We start from the raw sequence: 24,217 nt of genomic DNA, 5'->3' as shown, positions 1-24,217 counted from the left end.
ACTTTACAAATCATTTAGAACTACTATATAACTCGTTTCGATAATCTTGTCTCGATCGCATAGCAGCGATCGCTTCCGTATTTTTGCGATCGGTGAAAGTACGTGCAGATCGTTTCCTAACTGTGAAAGTCGTAAAAATTTGGCATGACATCGATCGCTTTTATAATTTTTTGATCGAATTTAAGTCATGCTTTTTTAAGCTCCTGTGCCTTTGGCTTAGATTTAGGAGTTATTCGGCTCGCCTCATTATTTTTTAATTACTTTCGCTCCACTTGCTTGCTAGATAAAACTACGATTCATGCAAGAAACCAGTAAGAAATTCAATATGCATATCCGAAATTTTACTTAATGTTTATAATTGAGCGACAAAATATAAAAATTCCGTAAATCCTCAATAAATGTGTAGTATAAAAGAAGACTAGCTAATATAGGTTGGTTTGCTACATAGTCGTTTTAACAAGTGATTTTCGGCAAAGGTCAGAGTGAACTGCGATCGCGCAGTATATTTTTATAGCCGTGTATTCGGTTAAATAGAAACTAAACTCTGACTTTTCAGAGCCGAAACATAGGTAAGCTAATAGCACAAAGTAAGTCAAACCATTAAGCAATTAACTATTAGTTAAATTTCCATAGAATAAGTATCTATATGCCTCCCTATACGCCCTCATAGGATAAAGTTTATTCAAACTTAAAACTACGAGTGCATTATGAGTAAACAATAAGTGGAAACCCAGAATGGAGACTAAAAACCATCTTCAGAAATTTTTAACTGAGAGCAATAGTCCTCAAAGTCAGGCTTTACCTTTGGCATCTAAAGCACAGCTAGAAGAAGGTGATGAAGGTGGTTTAAACATAGGAAAGCTAATTGCCGCAGTTCAAAGAAGAATGCTTGTAGTTGCGAGTGTAGCAACCACAGTTGCAGCCGCGGCAGTAGTTTATGGTTTACTAAGTAAACCAGTCTATGAAGGCAAGTTTGATTTACTGCTCGAACCGATAACTGCTGAGAATAAGCTATCGATATCTCCTCTCAACGAAATCAAAACCGAACAAAGAACTATTAATGAAACTGAAATTAAGGTATTACAGAGTCCAAAAATCATGACTCCTGTTGCCCAGCAAGTATTAACGCAGTATCCAAATACCGATCTGACCAAGCTCAAGTTTGAACGACTGCCAAATACTAATATTATTTCAGTGACTTACCGAGATCCAAATCCAGAAAAGATTAAGTACGTAATGGATCTTCTTTCTAAAGCTTATCTAGTTTATAGCTTAGAAGAGCGTCGGTCTGACGTACGAATGGGACTTCAATTTATCGAGGAACAGTTACCAAAATTACGGCAGCAAGTTGAATCTTTACAAGAAAGACTCCAAACATTTCGGCAAAAATATGACTTAATCGATACTGAAGGGCAAGGTAGACAGCTGACCGACCGACTGAATCAAATTACGCAACAACGGCGAGAAACGCAGACCCAATTAGCCAGAACTCGCGCCCTCTACAATGCATTACAGCAGCAGTTACAAATGCGATCGCCAGAAGCAGCAGTCGTCACAGCCTTGAGTGAAGCACCCCGCTATCAAGCATTGTTAAACCAATTGCAACAGATCCAAACCAGGATTGCCGTTACAGCAGCGCAATATCGGGAAGATAGTCCTACAGTTCAGGCACTGCGATCGCAGGAACAAAATTTACTCCCCTTGGTAGAACAGGAAAGAAGAGCCATCTTAGGCAAGAATATACAAGTATCAAGACAGCTGCCAGCCTTTGCCTCTACCAATACTATTCGCCAGCAACAAACACAGCAACTTTTAGAGGCGGCTAACCAGATTCAAACCTTAGAGGCAGAAAATAAAGCGCTGACTCAAGCCGATATTGTATTAAGACAGCAGGTCAAGCAATTTCCCGCCTTGGCACGCCAGAATGACGATCTCGTAGGGCAATTGAAAATTGCTTCCGAAAACTTAAATCAGTTTTTAACTAAGCGCGAAGCATTACGCATCGATTTGGCACAGAAACAAGTGCCTTGGCAACTGATCACTCCTCCTACTGACCCTGAAACGTCTTCGTTGAGCCTGAAACGTAATTTAATGTTGGGGGCAGTCATGGGTTTATTGACGGGTATTGCAGTGGCATTGCTGATCGAAAAATTCAGCAATGTGATTCATACGCCTGAAGATGTGAAAGATTTAACCCGATTGCCACTACTCGGAGAAATTCCGCTGAAGAAAGACGCGAGTTCGGTTAAGGCTGGTGTTACCGAACTCGTAAAATCTATCAATCCGATCGCAAAATCGAGCCAACAAAAGCCACAAACTCAACAGCAAACTATGGCTCAGTTTTGGGAATCTTTGCGCTCTTTGTACACGAATATTCGCTTTCTGGGTTTCGATAAGCCGATCCGCTCTTTGGCTGTCATTTCTGCTGCTGCGGAAGAAGGGAAATCTACCGTGGCACTCCATTTAGCTCAAACAGCCGCCATGATGGGGCAGAGAGTGCTACTAGTAGATGCGGATTTACGAAATCCTAACATTCACAAACGCTTGGGTTTAAGTAACACCGTTGGCTTAAGTAATGTAATCGTGAATGACATCAATTTTCAAGATGTGTTGCATCGAGTCAATTGCGAACCAGTTGCAATCAAGAATAGCGATCGCGCCGAACTTTCTGTCAGCAAGACTTCGTTAGAAGTCGAGAGTTTGTACGTTTTGACAGCCGGACAAATTCCACCCAATCCTGCCCATTTGCTCTCATCTCACAAGATGCAAAACCTAGCAAAACAGTTTGAATCTGCTTTCGATCTGATCGTATACGATACGTCGCCACTATTAGGACTAGCAGATAGCAATCTCCTCTCTGCCCATATAGATGCGAGTATTTTAGTCGTAGGTATGGGCAAAGCTCATCGTTCGGCGCTGGCAAAGGCATTAGAAAGCTTAAAAATTGTCGGTAGCCCTGTCATTGGTGCAGTTGCTAACGGAGTGACGACAAGCTATAAGAGCGCTTACTATTAGTGTGAGAAGGCAGAAGTCGTAGGGGCGGGTTTTTTGTCCATGTCTGTAATAGAGCAAATAATGTTGCAATTAAACCCGTTTGTTCAGTTGTAGGGGCGGGTTTGTTAGCGATAGCCCGTACTAGAATACATAATTTGGCAATTAAACCCGCCCGTACAGAAGTCAGGAGGGTGTTAAGCCAGCCAATAGCACCGAGCTGGTTGTTGAGACAAAAATGTATTGGTTCTGATTTGATTACAATAAATTTGTAGGGGCGCATGGTTGTGCGCCCCTGTATGTGTTGTCTGTTGCGTGTTACGGCGATAAATGTCTGATTCGATCGCGTCGTCTACTATTGCTGCCATTGCCACTGCGGTAGTACCGCAACAAGGTAGTGTAGGCATTGTCAGGGTCTCGGGAAATGAAGCGCTCGCGATCGCTCATCATCTATTTTACGCCCCTGGAAAACAAGCCTGGGAAAGCCACCGCATTCTCTATGGCTACATTCGCCATCCCCAAACACAGCAACTCGTGGATGAGGCGTTATTGCTAATCATGCAGGCTCCACGTTCCTATACCCGAGAGGATGTCGTCGAGTTTCACTGTCATGGTGGAATTATGGCAGTACAGCAGGTATTGCAGTTGTGTTTGGCAGAAGGAGCCAAACTAGCGCAGCCAGGGGAATTTACACTTAGAGCATTTTTAAACGGACGCTTAGACTTAACCCAAGCCGAAAGTATAGCCGATTTGGTCGGGGCGCGATCGCCGCAAGCAGCGCAGACAGCTTTAGCAGGTATACAGGGAAAATTAGCTCACCCAATTCGTCAATTACGAACGAAATGTTTAGATGTCTTAGCAGAAATTGAGGCAAGAATTGACTTTGAGGAGGATCTACCACCATTAGATGAAACACTAGTTCGAGCAGAACTAGCCCAATTTGAGGTAGAAGTCAGCAAAATTCTGGCTACAGCCCATCAAGGCGAATTATTACGCACGGGATTAAAAGTGGCGATTGTCGGTCGTCCGAATGTGGGAAAATCGAGTTTGTTGAATGCTTGGAGTCGTAGCGATCGCGCTATTGTCACCGATTTACCCGGTACGACTCGCGATGTGGTCGAGTCTCAACTCGTCGTGGGAGGAATTCCGATTCAGGTATTAGATACAGCAGGAATTCGCGCCACAGAAGATCGAGTCGAGAAAATGGGAGTCGAGCGATCGCTTTCTAGCGCTCAAGCCGCCGATTTAGTTTTATTGACAATTGATGCGGCGGCGGGATGGACTCAGGCGGATGAGGAAATTTACCTTCAGGTAAAACACCGTCCGTTAATTTTAGTTATTAACAAAATCGATCTGGCGGCGGTTGAAACAGTGAATTATCCAGCCGAAATTAGTCAGGTAGTGACAACGGCTGCTGCTTGCGATCGCGGGATAGATGCTTTAGAGCAAGCAATTTTGGCAAAGGTGCGATCGGGAAAGGTAGATTCTGCCAATCTAGATTTAGCAATTAACCAGCGCCAAGCCGCCGCGCTAATCAGAGCGCAAACTTGCTTAGACCAGGTACGAGAGGCGATCGAACAGCAGTTACCTCTCGATTTTTGGACGATTGACTTACGCGGCGCAATTCAAGCACTAGGAGAAATTACTGGGGAAGAAGTCACGGAGTCAGTGTTAGATCGAATTTTCAGCCAGTTTTGTATTGGAAAATGAATGTAAGAATTCTTCATTTTTGACTTTTAACTTTTAACTTTTATCTTTTTCATCTCGGTCTTCCCAGCGTCGTAATGTAAAGTACGGCTTCGTCACTCGGAATCCCAAGAACTTCGTTAACGCGATCGTCAAAAAAGCCACCGATACCGCTTACACCTAAGTTGAGACGAATAGCGGCTAAATTCAGTTTTTGTCCTAAATGTCCTGCATCCATGTGTAGGTAGCGATAAACGCGATCGCCATAGCGTGCTACAGCTTTTTTCAGATCTGCGGTGTGAAAGAGGACGGCGGCTGCATCCCGACCGAGTTCTTGTCCTAAGCAGAGGAAGTGCAATTCGCGTCGAAAGTTTTTAAATCGAATTTGCCGCAATTCTTGGGCTTTTGGTGCGTAGTAGTAGCAACCTTCTTCTAAGCCCGTGACTCCAGATACGGCAATAAATGTTTCAATTAAGCTTAAGTCGAAATAGTCTGGATCGCCATCAAATCCTCGATCGACGTAATGCTGAGGTTGATAGGTGAAATCTAACAAGACCCTTAACTCATCTATTGTGAGTTCAGCACCAGTATAAGCACGAGTGGAGCGACGTTCGAGTATTGTCGTCTCCAACCCGACTAAATTTATGCCCCAATCTATCGGGTTAGTTCTAGTTGAAACTTTCAAACAAAAAGGAAAGTTATATTTATCTTCTAAATTAGCAACTTCCTGTTGCTCCTGGCTTTTGACGACTGGTGCTTCGTCTATTTGCGTTGCTCGATGGCAGTAAGCCAGTAATTCGCCGTCGGGAACTTCGGGATACTCAACTTGGGTAGCAGATGGTAAGGCTGTGCAACTGAGAGGTAATTTGAGAGGTAATTGTTGTACTGCCAAATCTATTAATGGAACGACTGCGATCGCTCCTTCTTGTTCTGGGTCGAGATATAATATTTGGCTGACAGATGCATCAATAAATCCACCAACTAAGTAGGGACGGAAGTTAGTCAAAGCACCAGCCAGTTCAATATTACCTAGCAGGTGTCCTGTATCTAAAAATATGCGACGATAGGCGCGGTCTTGGTAGCGCCAAGCCGAGCGGTAGAATATAGCTGTGGCGATCAGTGCAATTTCGCTACTTTCTAGAGCTGGATGTTGAAAACAGGCTGCTTGCAGGTCGCTCCAAACATCACTTTCCCAAAACTGAGTGAGAGAATGAGCCAGCGGGTTATAGCTGTAAAGTCCGGCTGGAATGAGTGGCGTACCGCGAGAAATTAGATAAACTTCGGCTGGATATAACCCCCCAGCAGAGGGAGCAGAGCGGAGATAGAGCGGCTGCCCCATCATCGTTGGAACTTTGGCGGTGATCCCGTAACTATATAGTAAAAGATGAGACAATCGCTGCCACCAAGCAATTCCTGGAATGACTGCTGAAGCCTCTGCATCTGCTTGTAAGTATGGTTTGAGATCGAAAACCGTACCGATCTTATACTCTTTAAATGGCGACGGTTGCTTCGACCAATCTAACCCCTGACCTTTAGCAGCAATCGTCTCAGGGTCGTATTTCGTGCGTTCGTGGTAGTATTGGGCGATCGATCCGTACTGTTCTGGCATAGCCATCTGGCAGAAGTTTTCCTTTCTTCAATCTTTGCACTCCAAGGGGCGATCGCATTCATTCCTGCATTTTAGTTTAGTTACTGCTCAAAATCGTGGCGATCGCTTTCATCTAACATAGCTATGATGCAGCTATACTAGGCGATCGCTGGCTATTATTCGCAAAAATAAGTATAAATTATAACTTTAGGCTATGACTTTAATTTTAACTAACGACGATGGAATTGACGCGCCAGGAATTCGGGCATTGCAAAAAGCCGTGGCTGGGTACAAAGTCATCGTCGCTGCACCCAGAGATCATTTATCTGGCTGCGGACATCAAGTCACCACAACTCAAGCAATCCACGTTCATCGTCGCAGCGAAAACGAGTATGCGATCGCCGGAACTCCAGCCGATTGTACCCGCATAGCTACAACATATATCTGTCAAGATGTCAAATTCGTGCTTTCCGGGATCAATGCTGGAGGTAACATGGGGGCTGATGTCTACATTTCAGGAACTGTTGCAGCCGTCAGAGAAGCAGCATTTCAAGGAATTCCTGGGGTGGCAGTTTCCCACTACCGCAAAGGCAAACGCAATGTAGATTGGGATACTGCGGCAAGGTGGACGGCGAAAGTCTTAGCCGATCTACTCGATCGTCCGCCAGAACCAGGCACGTTTTGGAACGTAAATTTGCCGCACTTACTACCAGGAGATCCCGATCCAGAAGTGGTGTTTTGCGAACCTTCAACTCAACCGCTCCCAGTCAATTATCGGATTGAAGGCGATCGCTTTTATTATGCCGGGGAATATGCCCAACGCGATCGCGCTCCAGGTACGGATGTCGATGTCTGTTTTTCTGGCAAAATCGCCGTAACCCTATTGAGGCTTTAAGAGTTTTACCCACTTAAGGCTGAACCCATTACAATTCGACCGATTAGACTGGAAGAAGTTTCAGACACGTACATGAGCGATCCCCATTCATTTCAGGAAAACCCATCTAGCGATCTTACGACTTCACAGCAATCGGAGCGATCGCCTGGGAAATCTGCCCCACCACTGGCAATGGTGGAAACAGCTTTTCTTGCGAGTACAGCCAGCTTGATCTATTTCATTAATTTTTATTTTCCCCTCGGTCCCCTGCTGCGGATTTTCTTTGCGATCCCTGTAGCAATCGTCTATTTACGATGGAGTGCGAGGGCGGGATGGATGGCGGCTGGAGTTTCTGGGTTGCTGCTAGCAGTGTTGATGGGTCCAATTCCCAGTTTGCTGTATGTTATGCCCTATGGGGTGATGGGAGTATTATTAGGCGCTGCTTGGCGGCGGCGATCGCCCTGGATCGTCTCAGTTGCTTTAGGAACTCTTTTAGGCGCGATCGGTTTCTTCTTTCGCTTTTGGTTAATGTCGATTTGGTCTGGTCGCGATCTCTGGGTTTATCTAATTGTAGAAGTCACGGAGTTGGCAGAGTGGATTTTTGACAAGCTAGGACTGTTGCTACAACCGAGTATGCTGGTGATTCAAGTCTTAGCGCTAGCACTGGTTTTAGTCAGCAATTTAGTTTATTTATTTGTCGTTCACCTCGTTGCTTGGTTACTCCTCGATCGCCTTGGTAACCCAATTCCCCGTCCGCCCCGTTGGGTACAGGTTTTAATGGACTATGAGTAAGGAGTTAAATGATCCGAATTTACACCCAATTAAAACAGGGGCAAGCGTGGATAGAACGGTATCGGGGTGGTTCTCCCGCGTTTGCTTGTGTTTTGGGATTTACGGCAACAGGCTTAATTCCCGGGATCTCGGCAGCTGGTCTGACTCCTGAAGATCGACAATATACGGCGATCGCGGATGCTGAATTTTTAGCACGGGGTCCCCAGCCTCAGCCGCAGAACGCCTTACCTCCCTTGCCTGCGGGGGCTTCTCCTGTGGCGATCTCGCGTGCTGTTGTGGAGAAATTGAATATTCCTCTCTATTTATTTAATGCTGGGTTACCCAAACCGCCAACCGTACCGACAATCGATTTGGGCGGGACTCCTGCCAAGTGTTTGAGTCAAGGGGAGGCGTTGCCACTAGCAACGGTAAAACATTTACTGGAACAAGGTTTAGTTTGGGGAGAACGTCTTGGTAGAAGTTCCCACGACTACCTAATTATTGGCGAGTGTGTCGTGGGTGGAACCACAACGGCACTCGCTATCTTAACTGGTTTGGGTGTTGATGCTGCTGGTAAGGTAAACAGCAGTCATCCGATTTGCAACCATAACCAAAAATGGGAGTTAGTCCAAGCAGGGTTGCAGCGTGCTGGACTGTGGGAACGGATACCTGTAGCAGATCCTGGCGTACTCGTAGCAGCGGTGGGAGACCCGATGCAAATTGTTGTCGCTGGAATGGCGATCGCTGCTAGTCGCACAAAAGGAGTTATCTTAGCTGGTGGTACGCAAATGCTAGCTGTTTATGCCTTAATGCAATCTGTAGTCAAGGCATATCATCTCAAGTGGCATTCTGAAGCTGTTGTTGTAGGAACTACTCGCTGGGTAGCGGAAGATCCGACAGGGAAAACAGTTGAACTCGCTGCCAGTATAGATACTGTAACGCTTTTGTCAACTGAGCTGAGTTTTGTAACTTCCAGATATACTCAACTTCGCGCTTACGAGCAAGGTTACGTAAAAGAGGGTATGGGCGCAGGTGGTTGCGCGATCGCCTCCTCCCTCACTGCTGGCTGGAACCAAACTCAACTCCTACAAGCAATCGAAGCATTGATGGCAAGAATGAACTATAACATTGGTTGACAGTTAACAGTTAACCGTCAACTGGCAACCAATTAGTGAATTCTCCGTGCTAGCAATTGTTCTTCTAGGGCAGCTATCCGATTGTAGGCTGCGGTTAACTGTGCTGTGAGCCGCTGAATTTGAATTTCGGGCGCTAATTCCTTTTCGCCACTGTGGAGATGGGTATCTAACTCGTTGCTATCTAATAGCACGTCTTTGTGTTCCATCACCGATCTGGAAGCGCTATAGCTATTATTTCCATAGCGTCCGTTAGCTTCTCCCATCACATCTGTTGGCGCTGATGTTGGAGTTAAACGACACTCTGTGAGCGCGGAAGAGACTTGACTGTTGAGTCGATCGACTACCTGATAAAGGGTATCGACTTTATTACTCAAGATCAGGACTTGTTTTTGAAGTGGTTCCATTGAATACCCTCTATGCCTGCCTTTACTGATTCTTATATGCTATGCAACAATTGGGCAAAGTTTACTCTACTTATCAATCATTTAACTTTTGACAAAATTGCTTTTAAAGCGATAGCTTTCTCAGAATATTTACATAAAAGTAAATACTAATTGGTAGTGTTATTCTCGCTAATATGTATTTAGTTTAAGCCTAAAAGAGGATTTAAGGAGGGCGATCGCTGTAATGCTACATTTTTCTCAATTTCAGCCTCAAATTGTCAATATTCCAGGTAGCAATCTATTTAATCGACCAATAAAAAATTCACAATTCATCTAGAGCAGTCACAGCACTCAATGTACTCAATGTATTAACTTAGAAGTTTTAGTTTAGCCACAAGCATAAGTCTTCTATCCAAGGGAAGATATTGAGAACGTAACGCATTATACTGAGAAAAAAATGCTAAATTTTGAAGAATTTTTTACTGTTTGCGTGGGTAAATGGAAAATCGAACGAACTTATCATTATCTACTGGCAGGGCAGGTAGAAAAGTCGTATACCGAATATGATGTATCTACTCTAGAAATAGCGCAAAAACAGCAAATTCTCTCTATTTCTGCCTTAAATGGAATTAAAGTCGATTTAGCAAGAGTTGACGCAAATAGTTCATTACCAGGATTTGCGATCGCCTTTAACACTCGTTCGGAAACTGGGGAAACTCTATCAATGAGCCTGCAAGCTTTATTCGTACCCGATACCTGCGTTACCTCAGATACGGTAATTCAGGAAATTCCACCACCAACAGCCGCCGCAGTTGATTCGACAGCAGAAACGATTCGGGGGTTTTATTTACGAGATGAAGGCTATTCCGAAGCAGGAGCGATCGCCGGACGTTTCACTTACCAACCCACGCGCCAAACTCTAGAAATGACAACTTACTACAAGCGTTCTGTAGCAGTGGATCAGATGCGCATTGTCACCCCCGATTTACGCTTGCGTACCATCATTACTTACCAACGCCCTGCCAATATAGAAGAACCACCTAGTATTATCGATTTGGTTGGTTTCGGGGTGGAACGGAAGCAACCAGCTTAAGGAAATGGATCGTAGGTCGTTTTTATTCAGTACGGGAACGCTATTACTCAGTCAGTTACTCGCAGGGTGTAACACCCAAGAACGAGCCAAACTGCGCGTACAATTACTCAAAGGTTCGCTTCCCAATCAAGTCTTGCAGAAATTTCGGACAAAGATGCAGCAGACTGCTAGTCTAGAATTCGCCTCAGTGGAACAACTGAGTAGCCTATTCGATCGCTTGCAATCTTGGCAGCAAAACAATCAAAAGCCAATAGAGGAAGATTGGCGATCGCAACTTCCCCTACCTTCATGGCTTAAACCTCAAAATCCCAACCCTGCTAACTTAGTAACTGTGGGCGACTACTGGCTTGCAGCAGCAATTAGGCAAAATCTAATTCAACCTTTAGATCCGACACAACTATCTCAATGGTCGCAGTTACCGAATCGATGGCAAGAATTAGTTAGGCGTAACCAAGCAGGACAATTTGACGCAAAAGGCGATGTTTGGGCTGCCCCCTACCGTTGGGGTTATACTGTCATTGCTTACAATCGAGATAAATTCCAGTCTTTAAACTGGAAACCGCAAGACTGGGGAGACTTATGGCGAGAAGAACTGCGCGATCGCATTTCCCTACCAAACCATCCCCGCGAGGTTATCGGCTTAACCCTGAAATACCTTGGCAAATCGTATAACACGGAAAACCCGAGCCAAGTCCCAGATTTAACCGTCCAGTTGAATCGCCTCCAGCCGCAGGTCAAACTTTACAGTTCGGATACTTATTTGCAGCCATTAATTTTGGGAGATACGTGGTTAGCTGTAGGCTGGTCAAACGACATCATCCCTGTGATGCAACGCCACCGTCAGATTGCGGCGATAATTCCGCAGTCTGGAACTTCACTGTGGGCAGATCTCTGGGCAAATCCGATACAGGCAAACAGCGATCGCGCTTTAGAATACCAATGGATTGATTTTTGCTGGCAACCCCAGATCGCTCGACAAATTCTGCTCTTTGGTAGAACGAATTCACCAATTCCCTTCCAGATCGATCCCGAGAACATTCAAGCAGAACTACGCCCTCTCCTAGTACCAAATGATAATATTCTGGACAAAAGCGAATTTTTGCGCCCCCTAACTCCAGATGCAATACAGCAGCATCAGGCTTTGTGGCAAGAAATGAGGGGGCAGGGAGCAGGGAGCAGGGAGCAGGGGAAAGAGAGCTGAGGGAGCTGAGGGAACTGAGGGAGCAATTCAAAATTCACGCACCGCTCACTACACCCCACACCCTACACCCTACACCCTATTTACTACTGGTTCCACCAGCTACTAGCCACTGGTTCCACCAGTCACTCCTCACTCCTAAACAAAACATCAGCCACACGACAAACATCATGCATTTCTTTGACATCGTGGACGCGCACAATATCTGTACCGTTAGCGATCGCCCCGCAACAAGCCGCTGCCGTCCCCCAGACTCGTGCTTTTGGGTCGGGTTGCTCTAAAATATGACCGATAAAACTTTTACGCGATGCGCCAACTAATATGGGACAATTCAGAGCGCGAAATTCTGACAAACGACGCAGAATTTCGATACTTTGATGGTATTTCTTAGCAAAACCAATCCCGGGATCGATAATAATTCGAGCAGGATCGATCCCAGAAGCGATCGCATTTGCAACGCGACTTTCAAGAAACTGATAGATTTCCCCAATTAAATCCTCGTAATCCGTCAGTTGTTGCATTGTTTGCGGCGTACCGCGCATATGCATGAGGACAATTGGTACACCCAATTTTGCCACCGTAGCCAGCATTTCTGGGTCAAACACTCCCCCAGAAATATCGTTAACTATATCCGCTCCCGAGGCGATCGCCGCCCTAGCTACAGCCGCTCTAGTCGTATCTACAGAGATCGGCACGGAAATTGCAGGACGCAACAATTGCACCACCGATAGTACCCGTTCTAATTCTTCTGCTACAGAAACTTCTATCGCCCCTGGACGAGTTGACTGCCCGCCAATATCAATAATATCTGCACCCGCTGCTACGAGACGCTGCGCTTGCTCCAAAGCCGCGCTAGGGCGATCGAACTCACCACCATCGCTAAAACTGTCAGGCGTGACATTCAGCACCCCCATAATATAGGTACGCTTACCCCACTCAAAAGAGCGATCGCGAATAACCAAAGAACTTTGGACAACCATTTTCACTTAAAAATTTTTGAGAAGGATCCCCCCTACAAACCACGGAAACCCTTCCTATCTTCGCGCCTTCGCTACGCCAGTCACCTCAACGGGGGGAAACCCCGCACGGTGCTGGCTCGTCTTTGCGTGACATTAATCTGGTCAATTACAACCCAAACGTTAGGTCAGGGCGGGTTTAACCGCAAAAATGTTTGTATGGTACAGTCATCCTCAAAAAACCCGCCCCTACGGTACGACACTATTTGTAATTGACAATCCGAGCAAAACCATCAGGTTCCAGACTCGCACCCCCAACCAACGCACCATCAATTTCTGGCTGTGCCATAATTTCGTCGATGTTGTTGGGTTTCACAGAACCACCGTATTGAATCGGTACATCAGGATTGCTCAACTGACTGCGAATTAAACCGATAACGCGATTGGCTTCCTTGGCTTCACAAGTATCTCCCGTACCAATTGCCCAAATTGGTTCGTAGGCAACGATCAAGTTGTGCTGGTCGATATCCACTAAATCTTTTTGCAACTGCATTGAAATCAGGGATTCAGTTTCGCCCGCATCCCGTTGTTGCTTCGATTCACCTACACATAAAATTGGGGTCAGACCGAAACTTTGAGCTGCTTTCAGCCGTAAATTTACCGTTTCATCGGTTTCACCAAAAAATTGCCGTCGTTCGCTATGTCCAATAACAACATAACGCACGCCAACTTCTAGCAGCATGGGAGCAGAGATTTCACCCGTATAAGCCCCTGACGCTTCCCAATGGACGTTTTGCGCTCCTAGCTGTACTCTCGTACCGTGCATATTCTTCGACATGATGCTTAAGTCCGTAAAAGGAACGCACAACACCACTTCTCTTTCTGGAGGAGTTTCCACCAGGTACGGCAAAAATCCTAGTAAAAACTCTTGGGATTCTGCCTGGGTCTTGAACATTTTCCAGTTGCCAGCAATAACTATTTTCCGCACGGGCGATCGATCTTTCCTAATGACACTACAAATCGTTTACACCAGTTTACAGTGACCAGTGACCAGTGACCAGTTATCAGCAAACAGGGTGTAGGGTGTGGGGAATTGGTAGTTGGTAGTTGGTAGTTGGTAGTTGCGCCCCCACTCTCCCGCTCTCCCCCTCCCGAAGAAAGGGTGTGGGGTGTGGGGTGTGGTGCGTGTTGATAGGGTGTAGGGTGTGGGGTGTGGAGATTGTAAATTTCTTTCTCCCTTATCCCCCTTGTCCCCCTTGTCTCCCTTGTCCTCCTTGTCCTTCCCTATACCCTACCTCTCATAGAAACGCTCGAACTTTGGAGCCGATCGCGACTTCCAGGTGGATTGAACTGAGAAACTGATTGGAGAGCCAATAGCGCTTCACCTACGGTGTAAAGGCTAAACTGGTTGATGTTTTGTGCCATGAACTCTGCATGGTTGACAAAGGGGTTGAGGAAGGCATACATGGCTTTTTCTTCCTTCAATTTTGCCGATAACCTAACCAAGCAAGCATATGTAGGAATTTCTGCTTTTTGTGGAATAACTGGTTCTCCATCGCGCCCGTAATAATATGTATTGAGATTGGGCATTCGTGCTAAGGCAAAGCGGATGACTCGCTGTCCGACTTCCGGCGCTTCCTCCACGGCTCTCTCTGCTACAGTACAGGTATTAGCTAGCTTCACGACATCATTGGGAGAGAAAATTGCTAGTTGTTTGAGTTCTGGTACTAGGGTCAATACTTCTGGTTGAATGATGTCATACAACAATCCTGAAGGGGTTGCTGCTTCGCGAATTGTGGCGTAAGATTTTTGCGCCACTGACTTTAACTCGCGATCGCCCGTCACTTGAGCGACAATTTTCAATAAATCTGGGTCGTAGCCGACGAGAAAGGAGTTATTGGCAAAGGCGCGGGTTTGCAAGTTAAAATAGTTGCGGATTAACCATTTATCGTGGTCTATTTGAGCGTGACGGGTATATCCTTGCAAAATCGACATTGCCAGTTGGCGATCTGTTTCATCTCCTAATGTTTGGCTACCCAGCCACAAACTTTCTGCCAGGCGTAAAGCTTCTGTCGTTCCCGATGCATCAGCAGGCGCACCATCGCGATAACGCCAAAGCACAAATCCTTTCGTGTAAGGGTCTGATTTTTTATCGATTATCAAGTTACGAGTTGCAAAATCTCGCAAGGGAAGATACAGTCTAGAGTCTTTTTTTCCAGCTGCATAGTAGAGGATTTGGCTCAAGTCTACTGTATAGACATAGCCATCAGGTCTTGCTCCTTGTGCTTTTGCCATCAGCACTTGCAACTGTTGGTAAAGTCGCCCTTCTAGCTGTTGGAGTACTTGCCTATCTACTGGAGTTGTCTTTACCGTTCTGGGGATCGCAGCAGTGGTTGACGTAGCAGTTTGGGTAATGTCTTCTACTGTTTTCGTATTGTTGGTAACAACTTCAGGCGACTGGAAAGCACAACCTGAAAGTATTGTTAGTAGGGGTATAACTATCCACGCTAAAAGCGGGAGATATGAAGACAAGGGAGACAAGGGAGACAAGGAAGATTTAGAATCATCCTCTTTCCTATTTCTTTCTAGCAACTCCCGACTCCCGACTCCCGACTCCCGACTTTGATTTAACCCAATTTTATTATTTTTGCTTTTTATCATAGTCCGCTAGCGCGATCGCCTTCCTCTGATTTTTGCAACGATTGGGCGAGCCGATTACTCGGAGAATTGTAAATATGTTTTGGTAAATTTACTAAGTCCATGAATAGTTTTTTCCCAATAATAAGGTTTGGCGAACAATTGCCATAAAGCCAGATAAGCGGCTATGGAATGGAACTGCCAATATAAAGGATTGAGCAACGCATACAATAAAAGTTTATAGTAGCGTCGCCGAAATACTGCAATCATATTCAAATATATACCTAAAGCATTGCTAATACTAAGATTGAATAAAGAAATATATAAAACCCATCCAGGAATTAAATTTTCTAACCAATAAGCGCGGGTGGCAAGCCAATAGATCAATAACACCCACAAGATCGGACTAATTAGAAAAATCAGCACCGTGCCTCCAATTAAAAATTGGTAGGCAAGCCAGCTTTTTAAGCCTAGTTTCCGTAGCGATTTAAGGGGGGCGCGATTGTGGACTAACCATGTTTGCATGTAGCCTTTAATCCAGCGCGATCGCTGCCGAACCCAGTTTTTAAACTCGCAGTTAGCTTCCTCATAAGTCGTGGAGTTAATCACCCCTACTGTATATCCCCGCTTGCTGGCACGAATTCCGAGATCTGCATCTTCGGTGACGTTGAAAGGGTCCCAACCGCCTAATTCACGCAGGCGATCGGTACGAAAATGATTGCTCGTTCCTCCCAGGGGGATCGGTAGCCCTAAAGTTTCTAATCCTGGTAATAGATAGTCAAACCAATAGGAATATTCTAAGGTAAACATCCGCGTCAAAAAATTTTCATCGCGGTTATAGTAATTGAGCGCAGCTTGGACGCAAACTAAATCCGGCGAGCCATTTCTAAAGGCATAAATTGCTTTTTTGAGTTGGTCGGGATCGGGAATATCTTCAGCATCGTAAATAGTTAAATATTCTCCTCTGGCGAAGGAAAGACCGTAGTTACAAGCTTTCGGCTTGGTTTTTGGATGGCTATCGGGAATGTAAATAAAACGAATATAGCGTGGCGGATTAGCAGCTTGGGCGGCGTTAATTGTGGCTAAATCCTTTTCTTCTAACAAGAGTAGAACATCGAGCTTTTCGTGCGGATAGTCGAGTTTACTGAGGGCATCAATTAAAATTGGTGTCACCTCTGGTTCGTTATAAACTGGGACTAAAACAGTGTATGTGGGCAAAGTTTGCTCGTCGATCGAATTCACTTCTACTTTAGTAATTTGGTGAGTGCGATCGGCGGCTCCAATTAAACTCAAAATCAATTTGAACATCACCGCACCGCCAAAGAAAATATTCAAGGCGGCGATTAAAAATGCTAGCGTATGCCACCAGTCAAATGCCAAACCCCATAAAACTATGGCAAATAAAATATAGCCAACAGCAATTTGAGCGGGGGTAAAAACCCTTGCCGCAGAGTCTTTTGGCGATCGCGCCATGAGTTGGTAAATGGCACGGCGGCTGAATTCTTGACGATAACAGGTATCGAGCATTCGCGTAATGTCATTCTCCGTCCCCAACACTTTAACCAGTTCCACCCCAGGAAATTGAGCGTAGATCGCAGCTTCTACAACTAAATCGAAGGGGTCATGCACCAAAACCATGAGGGCGTGCGGTTTAACCCAAGCCAAGGGAATGAAGCGATCGCCCATCATCACTTGCGGGTCAAAGCGGTGCATGAGTTTTAAGTCGATTTGCCTAATTCCCGCCCCGGCTAAGCGAGAAAAAATGCTCAAACCTGTTAGCAGAGAAAGGACTTCTACATAGTCAATCGGTCGCAAATAATTCAAGCGCGGCAGAATTTCCCCCAATGGCGATCCGGTACGCTGTTGAATCGCTTGGGCTTCCTGCCATTGTGCTACCGTCAATCTACCCTTGTCGAGTAGTTCCGCAGCCAGGTTTTCCTCAAATACCAAGCTGAAAATTTGGTTTTCGGTAGCGAGAACTTCGTAAATTTTGACCTGCGACCAATGGCTGCGGATCGCTTGCCTAATCGCAATATTATTCGGTTCTTCTACGGCTACCACTAGGGTATTGCTGTCCTGCCAAGCGCAGGGAAAAAAACCTAACTCCCGCAAGTACGCTGGCTCAAAAGTTTTGGCAATGCTAAAGTCGAGGACGCTGCCAGAGACGACTAACCAATCTGTGAGTAAGATGTGTCCGCTAATAGTGCCGATCAGGTGCAAAAACTCTGCCTGTGTCAGAAAATTCAAGCTCCATAAGGCTTTACCTAAAGAACAAGAAATTTTTGCTTGTAAATCGATCGCCTTTTGTAATTGTTCCGAGGTCAGACAACCCGACTCTAGAAGTTTAGCCTCAATTTGGGGTTGAAAATCCCTCATAGTTTTTTAGCTTTTTCAACTGGATTAGCGGCTGTAGCTGTAGCACCAGGCGATCGCCCGACGCGCTGATAAATTCGCCAAGCAACGAATCCCCCCAAGATCAAACCGACTACAATTAAAGGGTTGACGTAACGCTGCCAGAAGATTTGCCAGCTTCTCGCCCCTGGGTAGTTAACTTGCAGAGTGCGATCGCCCAAATCCCAAATTTGGACTCGTCGCGAGTCGGTGGCGGTGACGACGTTACCATCTAACTGGCTGGCTAACAAAGTGCGCGGGTCGCCCAAAGCTTGTCCTAACTGTTCTGCCATCGCTGGCTCTAGCCCCCACCAACTCAACCACAGGGTAGGTGTATTTTGATAGTTAAAATATTGGAGAATTCCAAACGGATCTGTAGGTTGAGCTTGCAGTAACAGCTTTTGATTGACGGGGTTGAAAATTTCAAACGTGCCTTCATTCAGCCGTACTGGTGCTGGGAGAGCGTGAGTTTGAGGCGCGATCGCCATGAGTCTCCACGTTGGGGGTCTGTCGAGTTGATCTTTGGGTAAATTCGACCAATCTCGAACAGATGCCGCATCTACCAGTTGAGGAAACACGGGTTGCTGCCCCAAGCGACTAATCGCTCCTAATAGATAAGCTGTTGCGGCTAGTAATGAGGGTCTAGAAGTATCGATAACTAACTGTCCCGGTTGCAAAAACACATGGGGTAAATCGCTTAAAGTCCCTGTTGGACCTTGGTAGCCGCTCCAACTCAAAAACGACTCCCGATCGAGTTGAACGATCACTTCACCCGTGGGTTTGTTTGCTCCACCGCCTTCGTTGGGAGCGTAGGCAAACATCACCTCTAGATTATTCGTCCGCTGTAGTAGGTTAGTCGGCAAAGCCAGGGTTGTTTTTAGAACGGTCTTATCTTGAAGATTGTAAGACTGGATTAAGGTATTGTTAAGGTAAACTTGCGCGGTGAGGCGCTCTCCCTGCTGTCCGTAGGTAGGGGTAAAAGTGGCATTCAAGGCGAGATCTAAATTTTGCGGTCTTCCCCCCAGTTGAGCTAAATCGAATTGCAAGGGCATTGATTGCGTTCCCGCAGACATGCGGATGACGCTGTTGCGAACGCCAAGTTCTTGAAACGAACGGCTTTGGATATTGGCTCTCGGTCTAAAGGTATCGACGCTCTCTAGCGTTAAACCCCGCCCTACTAAAGCTGGCTGATAGAAATCTGCGGCTAGAGACTGTACGGCTCTGGGATTTGCCCGCACCCGCAATACAGTTCCCCGTCGCTCCACATCAGGACCGTTCGGGTCGTTGTGTAGCACAACTTGCGCTGAACCAGGCGTAGCGGGAGCTGTACCCCAACGCCAGAGGATCGGAATTTGATATTCGCGAAACTGGTAGGCTAAAACGCTGTACAGCCACAAGGCAACTTCGGCGCGATCGCGATTCAGCTGGTTGGGAACGACGAGATCGATTTGCTTGTAGAAAGACTTGAAGAAGCCATCAATACTATTATCGGTATACTGTGGCGTAATTTGGAAAAAACTATCTTTATTGACTTTTAAAAATAGATTACCTGTAGGTATATCTCGGCGGGTATCGTTAGTGATGAATAAATAGGGCTGGATCGATACATTAATATACGATTCTCCGGCAGGCAGAGGTGGTATAGGTAGCTTGACAACCGGATTTGCTAGCAGCGATTTGACAGAAATAACTTTCATCGGCTCGCCATAGACGAGCAACCGCACGGAAGAATTCTCGTTGAGTACCGATGAGGGTTCCAGCTTTAGCTCCATGAAACTCTTACTAGGGTCAAGTCCACCTCTAGGCGCGGGAACGCTGATTTCAACTGCTGGATTGACTCCGCTCAGGACGATGGAACGATTATAACCGAGCGTTTTTAGGGAAATGACTTCTGCTGATTGAGCTAGCACGGTAGGAGTAACTCCCAAACACAAGCACAAAGGCGCGATCGCGCTTAGCCCTAATTCGATCGCAGTGCGGCTATTTTTCCTATTCAAGACTTTTCTCCTATCGGTCGCACAATCTCTCACAAAATTTTTAATCTTCGCTAATTTTCGATCGGTTGGCACGATCGCCTGTTGATTTTTTGTATGTTTTACCAGTTAAGAAACACTACTCATAATGGCTTGTCTCAATCGACATAAAGTTATATAAAAATAATTCTAATAAGTTGGACAAGTGGCTTATAATATGGGTCTGCAACAGATTAACAAGCAATTCAGCTATTAAATAATAAATAGGCAGTCAAAGCAACTACCCAAATATAACAATCTCACTGCGTTTGTCTCGACCGAGCGATCGCCTTCCTTGAATCTGTACGACAGGGTACGCATAATAGTCTGAGCGTAGGCTATGGGTCTGCATAAATCTGGGTTTGCCTATCTGTGGGTTTGTCTAACAAAGTCTTCAATTAATTCTTCTGACTCCTGACTCCTGGTTGTCAAAATCTAACAGGCAACATAGATTGAGATAACAAGGTAGATTGCTATATAACTTTTAATTGGTTGATTGTAAAAACATCACTGACAATTATAGTTCCGATTTTGTTTCCAGTTTTCAAGTTTTAAGACCGAGCGACCGCTTCACCTTTAGCCTATATCAAGCTACAAATATTCGCTCAATAGAGTATAAATAACTACTCAAGGTATGGTATAAATAAAAACAGTGACTCAAAGATATGGGCAACAAATTATGTCACATTTCTAGTTAGGAGCTTTGCCTGAGTCCATATATACGTAGAGTATATGCATGAACGTGCAGCATATGAAAAAACATAACTACTTAATACATGCAGGCTGGAGCAAATGGCAACAGTTAGATCGAGTATATCGAGAAAAAAGTAGGTGGCAAGTCAATAGCAGATGGATCGATCCTGCTGCCTCCTGCACGAACAGAGGAATCATGAGAAGGGAAGGTCTGAGTCTTGCCATCAGAAATTCCAATCCGATCTCTGGGAATTCAAGGTAAGTAGAAGCCCGCTCCGATTGTATTCTCCCTGCTCTGCGCTTGCTGCACGAGTTGCAACAAGAACCAATAGTTTCATTAGCACGGTCAAATGAATTGGACGCGAGATAGCCGCGACCGATTAACGTAAATAAATGAACTATCTTTGGTCAATTCCGACATGCCTAATCTTTTGAAAGGGCTAAGTGCAGGGGCAATCGCTCTGATCGGGCTGGGTCTGATTTTGGCTTGGCTAGATATGAGTGGCTTTTCTAACTACGATACGGAGTTTCTGGGAGCAAAAGCACTGCAAGCCCTCAATGGAGCTGAACCCCGATATCGGGCGATCGTGTCCATTTTTCCGCCACTAATGGTCTATTCCACGTTGATTGTTGGCTCGGCGATTACCTTGCAAGCCTTGCTAGGGGCGATCGCAGTCGGGTTAATTGTCTGGCAGATGGGCAATATTGCCGTTCCTGCGATTTGGCGTAGCGTTTGGACTGTCTTAATTGTCTTGAACCCCGCTTTTAGCTTAATGCTACTGCGAAGTCCAGTTTGGGTTGCCGTGACGATTTTCTTGATGCTGCTGATGGCAGTGCTATGGATGTTGGCGAAAGGGCAAGAAATACCATCGCTACCGACTACCTTACTCTTAGTTCTATTAGGACTGGGATTAGCGCCCCTAATGCTACTGCGTTACGAAGCGTGGCTAATTTTACCCGCAGTCGCCTTAATCGTTCTGCTGTTATTTCCTACCGAAGCTTGGGATTTTAAAGTAACGGCAATCTTAGTCACCCTATTCATGAGCCTCGTCCTGATTGCGACGTGGTTGTATATGAACTGGATGTTTACTGGAGATGCCTACTATTTTCTCAACAGCCATTACAGCGGGATGAGATTAGCAGAAACTAAAATCTTCTTGCAACAAGAGGATTTTTTGAATAGTTGGTGGCAGAGCTTCGCTTGGCTAGTACAAGTCGTGCCTGTATATTTAGCGATCGCGGGTTGGACGATCTGGAAATCGAAACAAAAGCTGTTATTTACAGCAATTTTGCTATTGCCAGTCATGCTTTTAGTAGCTGGATTTTTTCAGGGAGCCTTTATGGCAGAGGTCAGCCGCTTTGGAGTTTTTTTAGGAATTCTACCAGCGATCGTCCAACTCCAAACTCCAACTCAATTCTGGCAGCGTTCCTTGCTGACAGCAGCTTTAGCTGCCAATTTAGCGATCGGTGTGTCTTTCTTACAACAAGATCGGGTCATACCAGAAGAAGCTATTTTCTGGCGACAGATCTCTGGTCAAGAACATTTGACCACAATTCCAGTACAACAATGGCTGCAACAAAAACAAGCACAAAGACAAATTGCTCAGGTGTTGCACGAAAAACTTTTACCAGGTCAAAAGGTATTACTTGACGATGCAGTTAACTTTCCAGTGATTTACATGCTCAATGATGCTAGCTACTTTATTTTGCCCTATCAAAACGAGTTTTTCTTGGCTTTACAACAGCCAGATTTGCTGACAGATTATATTTTGATTCCAGGGGCGCAGACTCGCGGTAGCGAGCAAGACCGGATTTTATCTTATTGGCCTCAACTAACTGAAACTACACTGCCAGGTTTTCAGGAGGTATTTGGCAACCCACACTATAAGCTTCTGCAACGCCTTAGCCCACCATGAACCGCTATTCTCGTCGTCAATATTTGCAAGGTTTGTTTGCCACTTCGATGCTGCTAACATTTTGCGATCGCCGTTTTGCTGGCAAAGAGCCAGTATTGCAAGCAGGCAACGCTACCCGTTGGCATCTTGGTGTTGGAGCAGATCCGGCTCAACTCATAGGAGAGATTAAAGCAAACCCCGCCGTGCGAGAATTAGTTCAAGCTTGGTCGCCCGATTTTCTCACTGGGTGGCTCAACTGTGTTAATGGGAAACAAGGCGATTTGAGTTTCTGGCGAATTTGGCATCGACAAGGGTTGCTATCAGCTTGGTTTTCAGCTGGTTACAGCTTACAAGTCATTACCTGGGAAGATGATACTAAACTACCTACGGGAGACTATCACATCTCCCAGCAATACTTAGAAGACTTGGAAGAATTAGCTGGATACATTCGCAAAGCCAATCCTAAAGGCAGACAAACCTACTGGACGCTAGCAACTGAATTTTCCTACTGGCGCGTACCCGCAGATACGTATAACGCCCAAACCGAAAAATACTACGAAAAACTGATGCAAAATCTTTTGCAGGCGAGGGCAATTATTAAGCGTCAGTTGCCTAGTGCTTGGGTAGCTCCCAGTTGGGGTGGATGGATTGTGACGTTTGATTTTCCTAACAAGGGTAGCGGTAGAAGCATGATTCCCCCTTTTGCCCAGATGATGCAGCAAATGGATGGTGTTGCTTTTCAATCGATGCGACCCAGACCAGCAGGGGAATTTAACCCAGAAATTCAGCGTCCAGACCCAGGCAACCCCGAACAAATTCGCCAGTGTTGCGAAATTTTTTCCAAATACCGCAAATCCTTGATGGTGTCGCACTACGAGCCTTCAATTAAAGAATTTCATCCCAATGGGGGTCGTGCCGATACGGTGACGCGAGACTTTGCGATCATGGCACAACCGAGTTGGTTAAAAACAGTTTCTGACATGGGACTAGATAAGTTTTCTTTAATGCACTACGGTTTGTACAAGAATAATCCCTATAATGCCCTAGATGCCGCAAAGACTTTTAAAGGAGTCATACAGGAGGGAGAATGGGCTTTAGGGTAAAGCACCTCAAAGGAGCGATCGCTACAGTGTTACTCAGCGGAGTATGCGCGATCGCAGAATCATTGCCAAGTTTAGCAGGGGGATTTACTCAACCAAAAAACTTCAACTTCACTTCCCTCAGCTATAGCAATTTCGATACCGACACTTTTCACAAACAAGAAATTCAGTTTTATCTAGAACATGGTTTACAAGACAATTTGACCTTTATTTTCAAATCACCCTTTGCTTGGTCGAAAAATGACGACAGAGGCGGAGATGAAAATTCAGGCTTTGCACCTCAAGAAACTGGTATTCGCTGGCGCTTCAACCGCGATCCCTACTGGGCAACAGCCTTACAAGCTAATATCATCGTGCCTTTAGGTTACGATGCTGACGACGATCCCTCCGGTGCGGGGAATCAAGATGTTGGCTTAGAAGTGAGTTTACCCGTCAGCCGAGGCTTTCAAGTTGGCAAACAGCGTTTTGGTTATGGAACTGTAGAAGTCGGCTATCGCGATTATTTTGGCTCGTCTAGCGATGAGTTGCGTCTCACTGGAGAACTCAGCGTCGATATATTGCGTCGGTTCGCCCTCGCAACCCAATTTTACGGGATTTATCGCTTGCGAGAATCAGATAACGAAGATTTTTCCAAAATCGGCGGACAGATGCGTTGGGGTGCAAATGACAATTTAACTTTGTCTGTAGGTGGTTTTAAAAACTTAACTGAATTTGGTGGCAGTTTTGAAGCTCAAATTTGGTATACATTCGGAGCTGGGAAAAAGGCAGAATCAGAAACACCTGCGCCCCCTACAGAGCCAAAGTCACCGTGAA

Annotated in this window: 18 protein-coding genes; 10 read left to right on the top strand and 8 right to left on the bottom strand. The window is 45.6% G+C overall.

The window, feature by feature from the left end:
• Window positions 1–10: 10 nt before the first annotated feature.
• On the bottom strand, window positions 11–151 hold the full coding sequence (locus CHRO_RS32275) for a hypothetical protein (protein WP_181824171.1): 141 nt from the start codon (window positions 149–151) through the stop codon (window positions 11–13).
• A gap of 584 nt (window positions 152–735) precedes the next feature.
• Here CHRO_RS32275 and CHRO_RS14550 point away from each other — a divergent pair.
• Both CHRO_RS14550 and mnmE read left to right on the top strand, forming a co-directional pair.
• Window positions 736–3,015, top strand: coding sequence for a GumC family protein (locus tag CHRO_RS14550; RefSeq protein ID WP_015154983.1), 2,280 nt, complete (start codon window positions 736–738; stop codon window positions 3,013–3,015).
• Window positions 3,016–3,321: 306 nt separating this feature from the next.
• Entirely contained in the window at window positions 3,322–4,701 is a 1,380-nt protein-coding gene (gene mnmE / locus CHRO_RS14545) for a tRNA uridine-5-carboxymethylaminomethyl(34) synthesis GTPase MnmE (protein WP_015154981.1), read from the top strand.
• Window positions 4,702–4,750: 49 nt separating this feature from the next.
• Here the strand turns inward: mnmE and CHRO_RS14540 are convergent, their stop codons facing one another.
• The gene (locus CHRO_RS14540; protein ID WP_015154980.1) at window positions 4,751–6,286 is read right to left on the bottom strand and encodes a SagB/ThcOx family dehydrogenase; all 1,536 of its coding nucleotides are present in this window, start codon (window positions 6,284–6,286) and stop codon (window positions 4,751–4,753) included.
• Between the two features lie 193 nt (window positions 6,287–6,479).
• On the opposite strand from CHRO_RS14540, the gene surE reads away from it, so the two are divergent.
• From surE to cobT, 3 genes are all read left to right on the top strand, one after another.
• On the top strand, window positions 6,480–7,160 hold the full coding sequence (gene surE / locus CHRO_RS14535) for a 5'/3'-nucleotidase SurE (RefSeq protein ID WP_015154979.1): 681 nt from the start codon (window positions 6,480–6,482) through the stop codon (window positions 7,158–7,160).
• Window positions 7,161–7,232: 72 nt separating this feature from the next.
• On the top strand, window positions 7,233–7,931 hold the full coding sequence (locus tag CHRO_RS14530) for a DUF2232 domain-containing protein (RefSeq protein WP_015154978.1): 699 nt from the start codon (window positions 7,233–7,235) through the stop codon (window positions 7,929–7,931).
• A gap of 8 nt (window positions 7,932–7,939) precedes the next feature.
• Window positions 7,940–9,046 (top strand): nicotinate mononucleotide-dependent phosphoribosyltransferase CobT, encoded by a 1,107-nt coding sequence (gene cobT / locus CHRO_RS14525; protein WP_015154977.1) that lies wholly within the window; start codon window positions 7,940–7,942, stop codon window positions 9,044–9,046.
• A 32-nt stretch (window positions 9,047–9,078) separates the two neighbouring features.
• Here the strand turns inward: cobT and CHRO_RS14520 are convergent, their stop codons facing one another.
• Complete coding sequence (locus tag CHRO_RS14520; protein ID WP_015154976.1) at window positions 9,079–9,450, bottom strand: hypothetical protein; 372 nt, start codon at window positions 9,448–9,450, stop codon at window positions 9,079–9,081.
• 436 nt (window positions 9,451–9,886) lie between these two features.
• Between CHRO_RS14520 and CHRO_RS14515 the strand changes: the two genes are divergently transcribed.
• Complete coding sequence (locus tag CHRO_RS14515) at window positions 9,887–10,522, top strand: phycobiliprotein lyase (RefSeq protein WP_015154975.1); 636 nt, start codon at window positions 9,887–9,889, stop codon at window positions 10,520–10,522.
• Between the two features lie 4 nt (window positions 10,523–10,526).
• A complete protein-coding gene (locus tag CHRO_RS14510; protein WP_015154974.1) occupies window positions 10,527–11,723 on the top strand; it encodes an extracellular solute-binding protein in 1,197 nt (398 codons plus the stop codon).
• Window positions 11,724–11,845: 122 nt separating this feature from the next.
• Here the strand turns inward: CHRO_RS14510 and folP are convergent, their stop codons facing one another.
• From folP to CHRO_RS14485, 5 genes are all read right to left on the bottom strand, one after another.
• On the bottom strand, window positions 11,846–12,700 hold the full coding sequence (gene folP / locus CHRO_RS14505) for a dihydropteroate synthase (protein ID WP_015154973.1): 855 nt from the start codon (window positions 12,698–12,700) through the stop codon (window positions 11,846–11,848).
• 238 nt (window positions 12,701–12,938) lie between these two features.
• A complete protein-coding gene (gene tpiA, locus CHRO_RS14500) occupies window positions 12,939–13,664 on the bottom strand; it encodes a triose-phosphate isomerase (RefSeq protein ID WP_071925438.1) in 726 nt (241 codons plus the stop codon).
• Between the two features lie 296 nt (window positions 13,665–13,960).
• Window positions 13,961–15,337: a hypothetical protein gene (locus CHRO_RS14495; RefSeq protein ID WP_015154971.1), complete on the bottom strand. Its 1,377-nt coding sequence runs from the start codon at window positions 15,335–15,337 to the stop codon at window positions 13,961–13,963.
• A 54-nt stretch (window positions 15,338–15,391) separates the two neighbouring features.
• A complete protein-coding gene (locus CHRO_RS14490; RefSeq protein WP_015154970.1) occupies window positions 15,392–17,689 on the bottom strand; it encodes a glycosyltransferase family 2 protein in 2,298 nt (765 codons plus the stop codon).
• Complete coding sequence (locus tag CHRO_RS14485; RefSeq protein ID WP_127024347.1) at window positions 17,686–19,701, bottom strand: cellulose biosynthesis cyclic di-GMP-binding regulatory protein BcsB; 2,016 nt, start codon at window positions 19,699–19,701, stop codon at window positions 17,686–17,688. The genes CHRO_RS14490 and CHRO_RS14485 overlap by 4 nt, the downstream gene beginning before the upstream one ends.
• Window positions 19,702–20,828: 1,127 nt before the next feature.
• Here CHRO_RS14485 and CHRO_RS14480 point away from each other — a divergent pair.
• From CHRO_RS14480 to CHRO_RS14470, 3 genes are read left to right on the top strand one after another with little or no spacing between them, the layout of a single operon-like run.
• The gene (locus tag CHRO_RS14480; protein ID WP_015154968.1) at window positions 20,829–22,325 is read left to right on the top strand and encodes a hypothetical protein; all 1,497 of its coding nucleotides are present in this window, start codon (window positions 20,829–20,831) and stop codon (window positions 22,323–22,325) included.
• Window positions 22,322–23,407, top strand: coding sequence for a hypothetical protein (locus tag CHRO_RS14475; protein WP_015154967.1), 1,086 nt, complete (start codon window positions 22,322–22,324; stop codon window positions 23,405–23,407). Before CHRO_RS14480 ends, CHRO_RS14475 begins: the two co-directional genes overlap by 4 nt.
• Window positions 23,392–24,216: a hypothetical protein gene (locus CHRO_RS14470; protein ID WP_015154966.1), complete on the top strand. Its 825-nt coding sequence runs from the start codon at window positions 23,392–23,394 to the stop codon at window positions 24,214–24,216. The genes CHRO_RS14475 and CHRO_RS14470 overlap by 16 nt, the downstream gene beginning before the upstream one ends.
• The last annotated feature ends 1 nt before the right edge of the window (window position 24,217 follow it).

It is taken from the genome of Chroococcidiopsis thermalis PCC 7203 (assembly GCF_000317125.1).
Classification (GTDB): domain Bacteria; phylum Cyanobacteriota; class Cyanobacteriia; order Cyanobacteriales; family Chroococcidiopsidaceae; genus Chroococcidiopsis; species Chroococcidiopsis thermalis.
Note: the sequence above shows the minus strand (reverse complement) of the source record. Positions and strands in the feature narration are given on the sequence as shown.

Bases quoted from the DNA above. Each gene is read 5' to 3' on its own strand.
- CHRO_RS32275 (WP_181824171.1), bottom strand. From the start codon at position 151: ATGTCATGCCAAATTTTTACGACTTTCACAGTTAGGAAACGATCTGCA.
- CHRO_RS14550 (WP_015154983.1), top strand. From the start codon at position 736: ATGGAGACTAAAAACCATCTTCAGAAATTTTTAACTGAGAGCAATAGT.
- mnmE (WP_015154981.1), top strand. From the start codon at position 3,322: ATGTCTGATTCGATCGCGTCGTCTACTATTGCTGCCATTGCCACTGCG.
- CHRO_RS14540 (WP_015154980.1), bottom strand. From the start codon at position 6,286: ATGCCAGAACAGTACGGATCGATCGCCCAATACTACCACGAACGCACG.
- surE (WP_015154979.1), top strand. From the start codon at position 6,480: ATGACTTTAATTTTAACTAACGACGATGGAATTGACGCGCCAGGAATT.
- CHRO_RS14530 (WP_015154978.1), top strand. From the start codon at position 7,233: ATGAGCGATCCCCATTCATTTCAGGAAAACCCATCTAGCGATCTTACG.
- cobT (WP_015154977.1), top strand. From the start codon at position 7,940: ATGATCCGAATTTACACCCAATTAAAACAGGGGCAAGCGTGGATAGAA.
- CHRO_RS14520 (WP_015154976.1), bottom strand. From the start codon at position 9,450: ATGGAACCACTTCAAAAACAAGTCCTGATCTTGAGTAATAAAGTCGAT.
- CHRO_RS14515 (WP_015154975.1), top strand. From the start codon at position 9,887: ATGCTAAATTTTGAAGAATTTTTTACTGTTTGCGTGGGTAAATGGAAA.
- CHRO_RS14510 (WP_015154974.1), top strand. From the start codon at position 10,527: ATGGATCGTAGGTCGTTTTTATTCAGTACGGGAACGCTATTACTCAGT.
- folP (WP_015154973.1), bottom strand. From the start codon at position 12,700: ATGGTTGTCCAAAGTTCTTTGGTTATTCGCGATCGCTCTTTTGAGTGG.
- CHRO_RS14495 (WP_015154971.1), bottom strand. From the start codon at position 15,337: ATGATAAAAAGCAAAAATAATAAAATTGGGTTAAATCAAAGTCGGGAG.
- CHRO_RS14490 (WP_015154970.1), bottom strand. From the start codon at position 17,689: ATGAGGGATTTTCAACCCCAAATTGAGGCTAAACTTCTAGAGTCGGGT.
- CHRO_RS14480 (WP_015154968.1), top strand. From the start codon at position 20,829: ATGCCTAATCTTTTGAAAGGGCTAAGTGCAGGGGCAATCGCTCTGATC.
- CHRO_RS14475 (WP_015154967.1), top strand. From the start codon at position 22,322: ATGAACCGCTATTCTCGTCGTCAATATTTGCAAGGTTTGTTTGCCACT.
- CHRO_RS14470 (WP_015154966.1), top strand. From the start codon at position 23,392: ATGGGCTTTAGGGTAAAGCACCTCAAAGGAGCGATCGCTACAGTGTTA.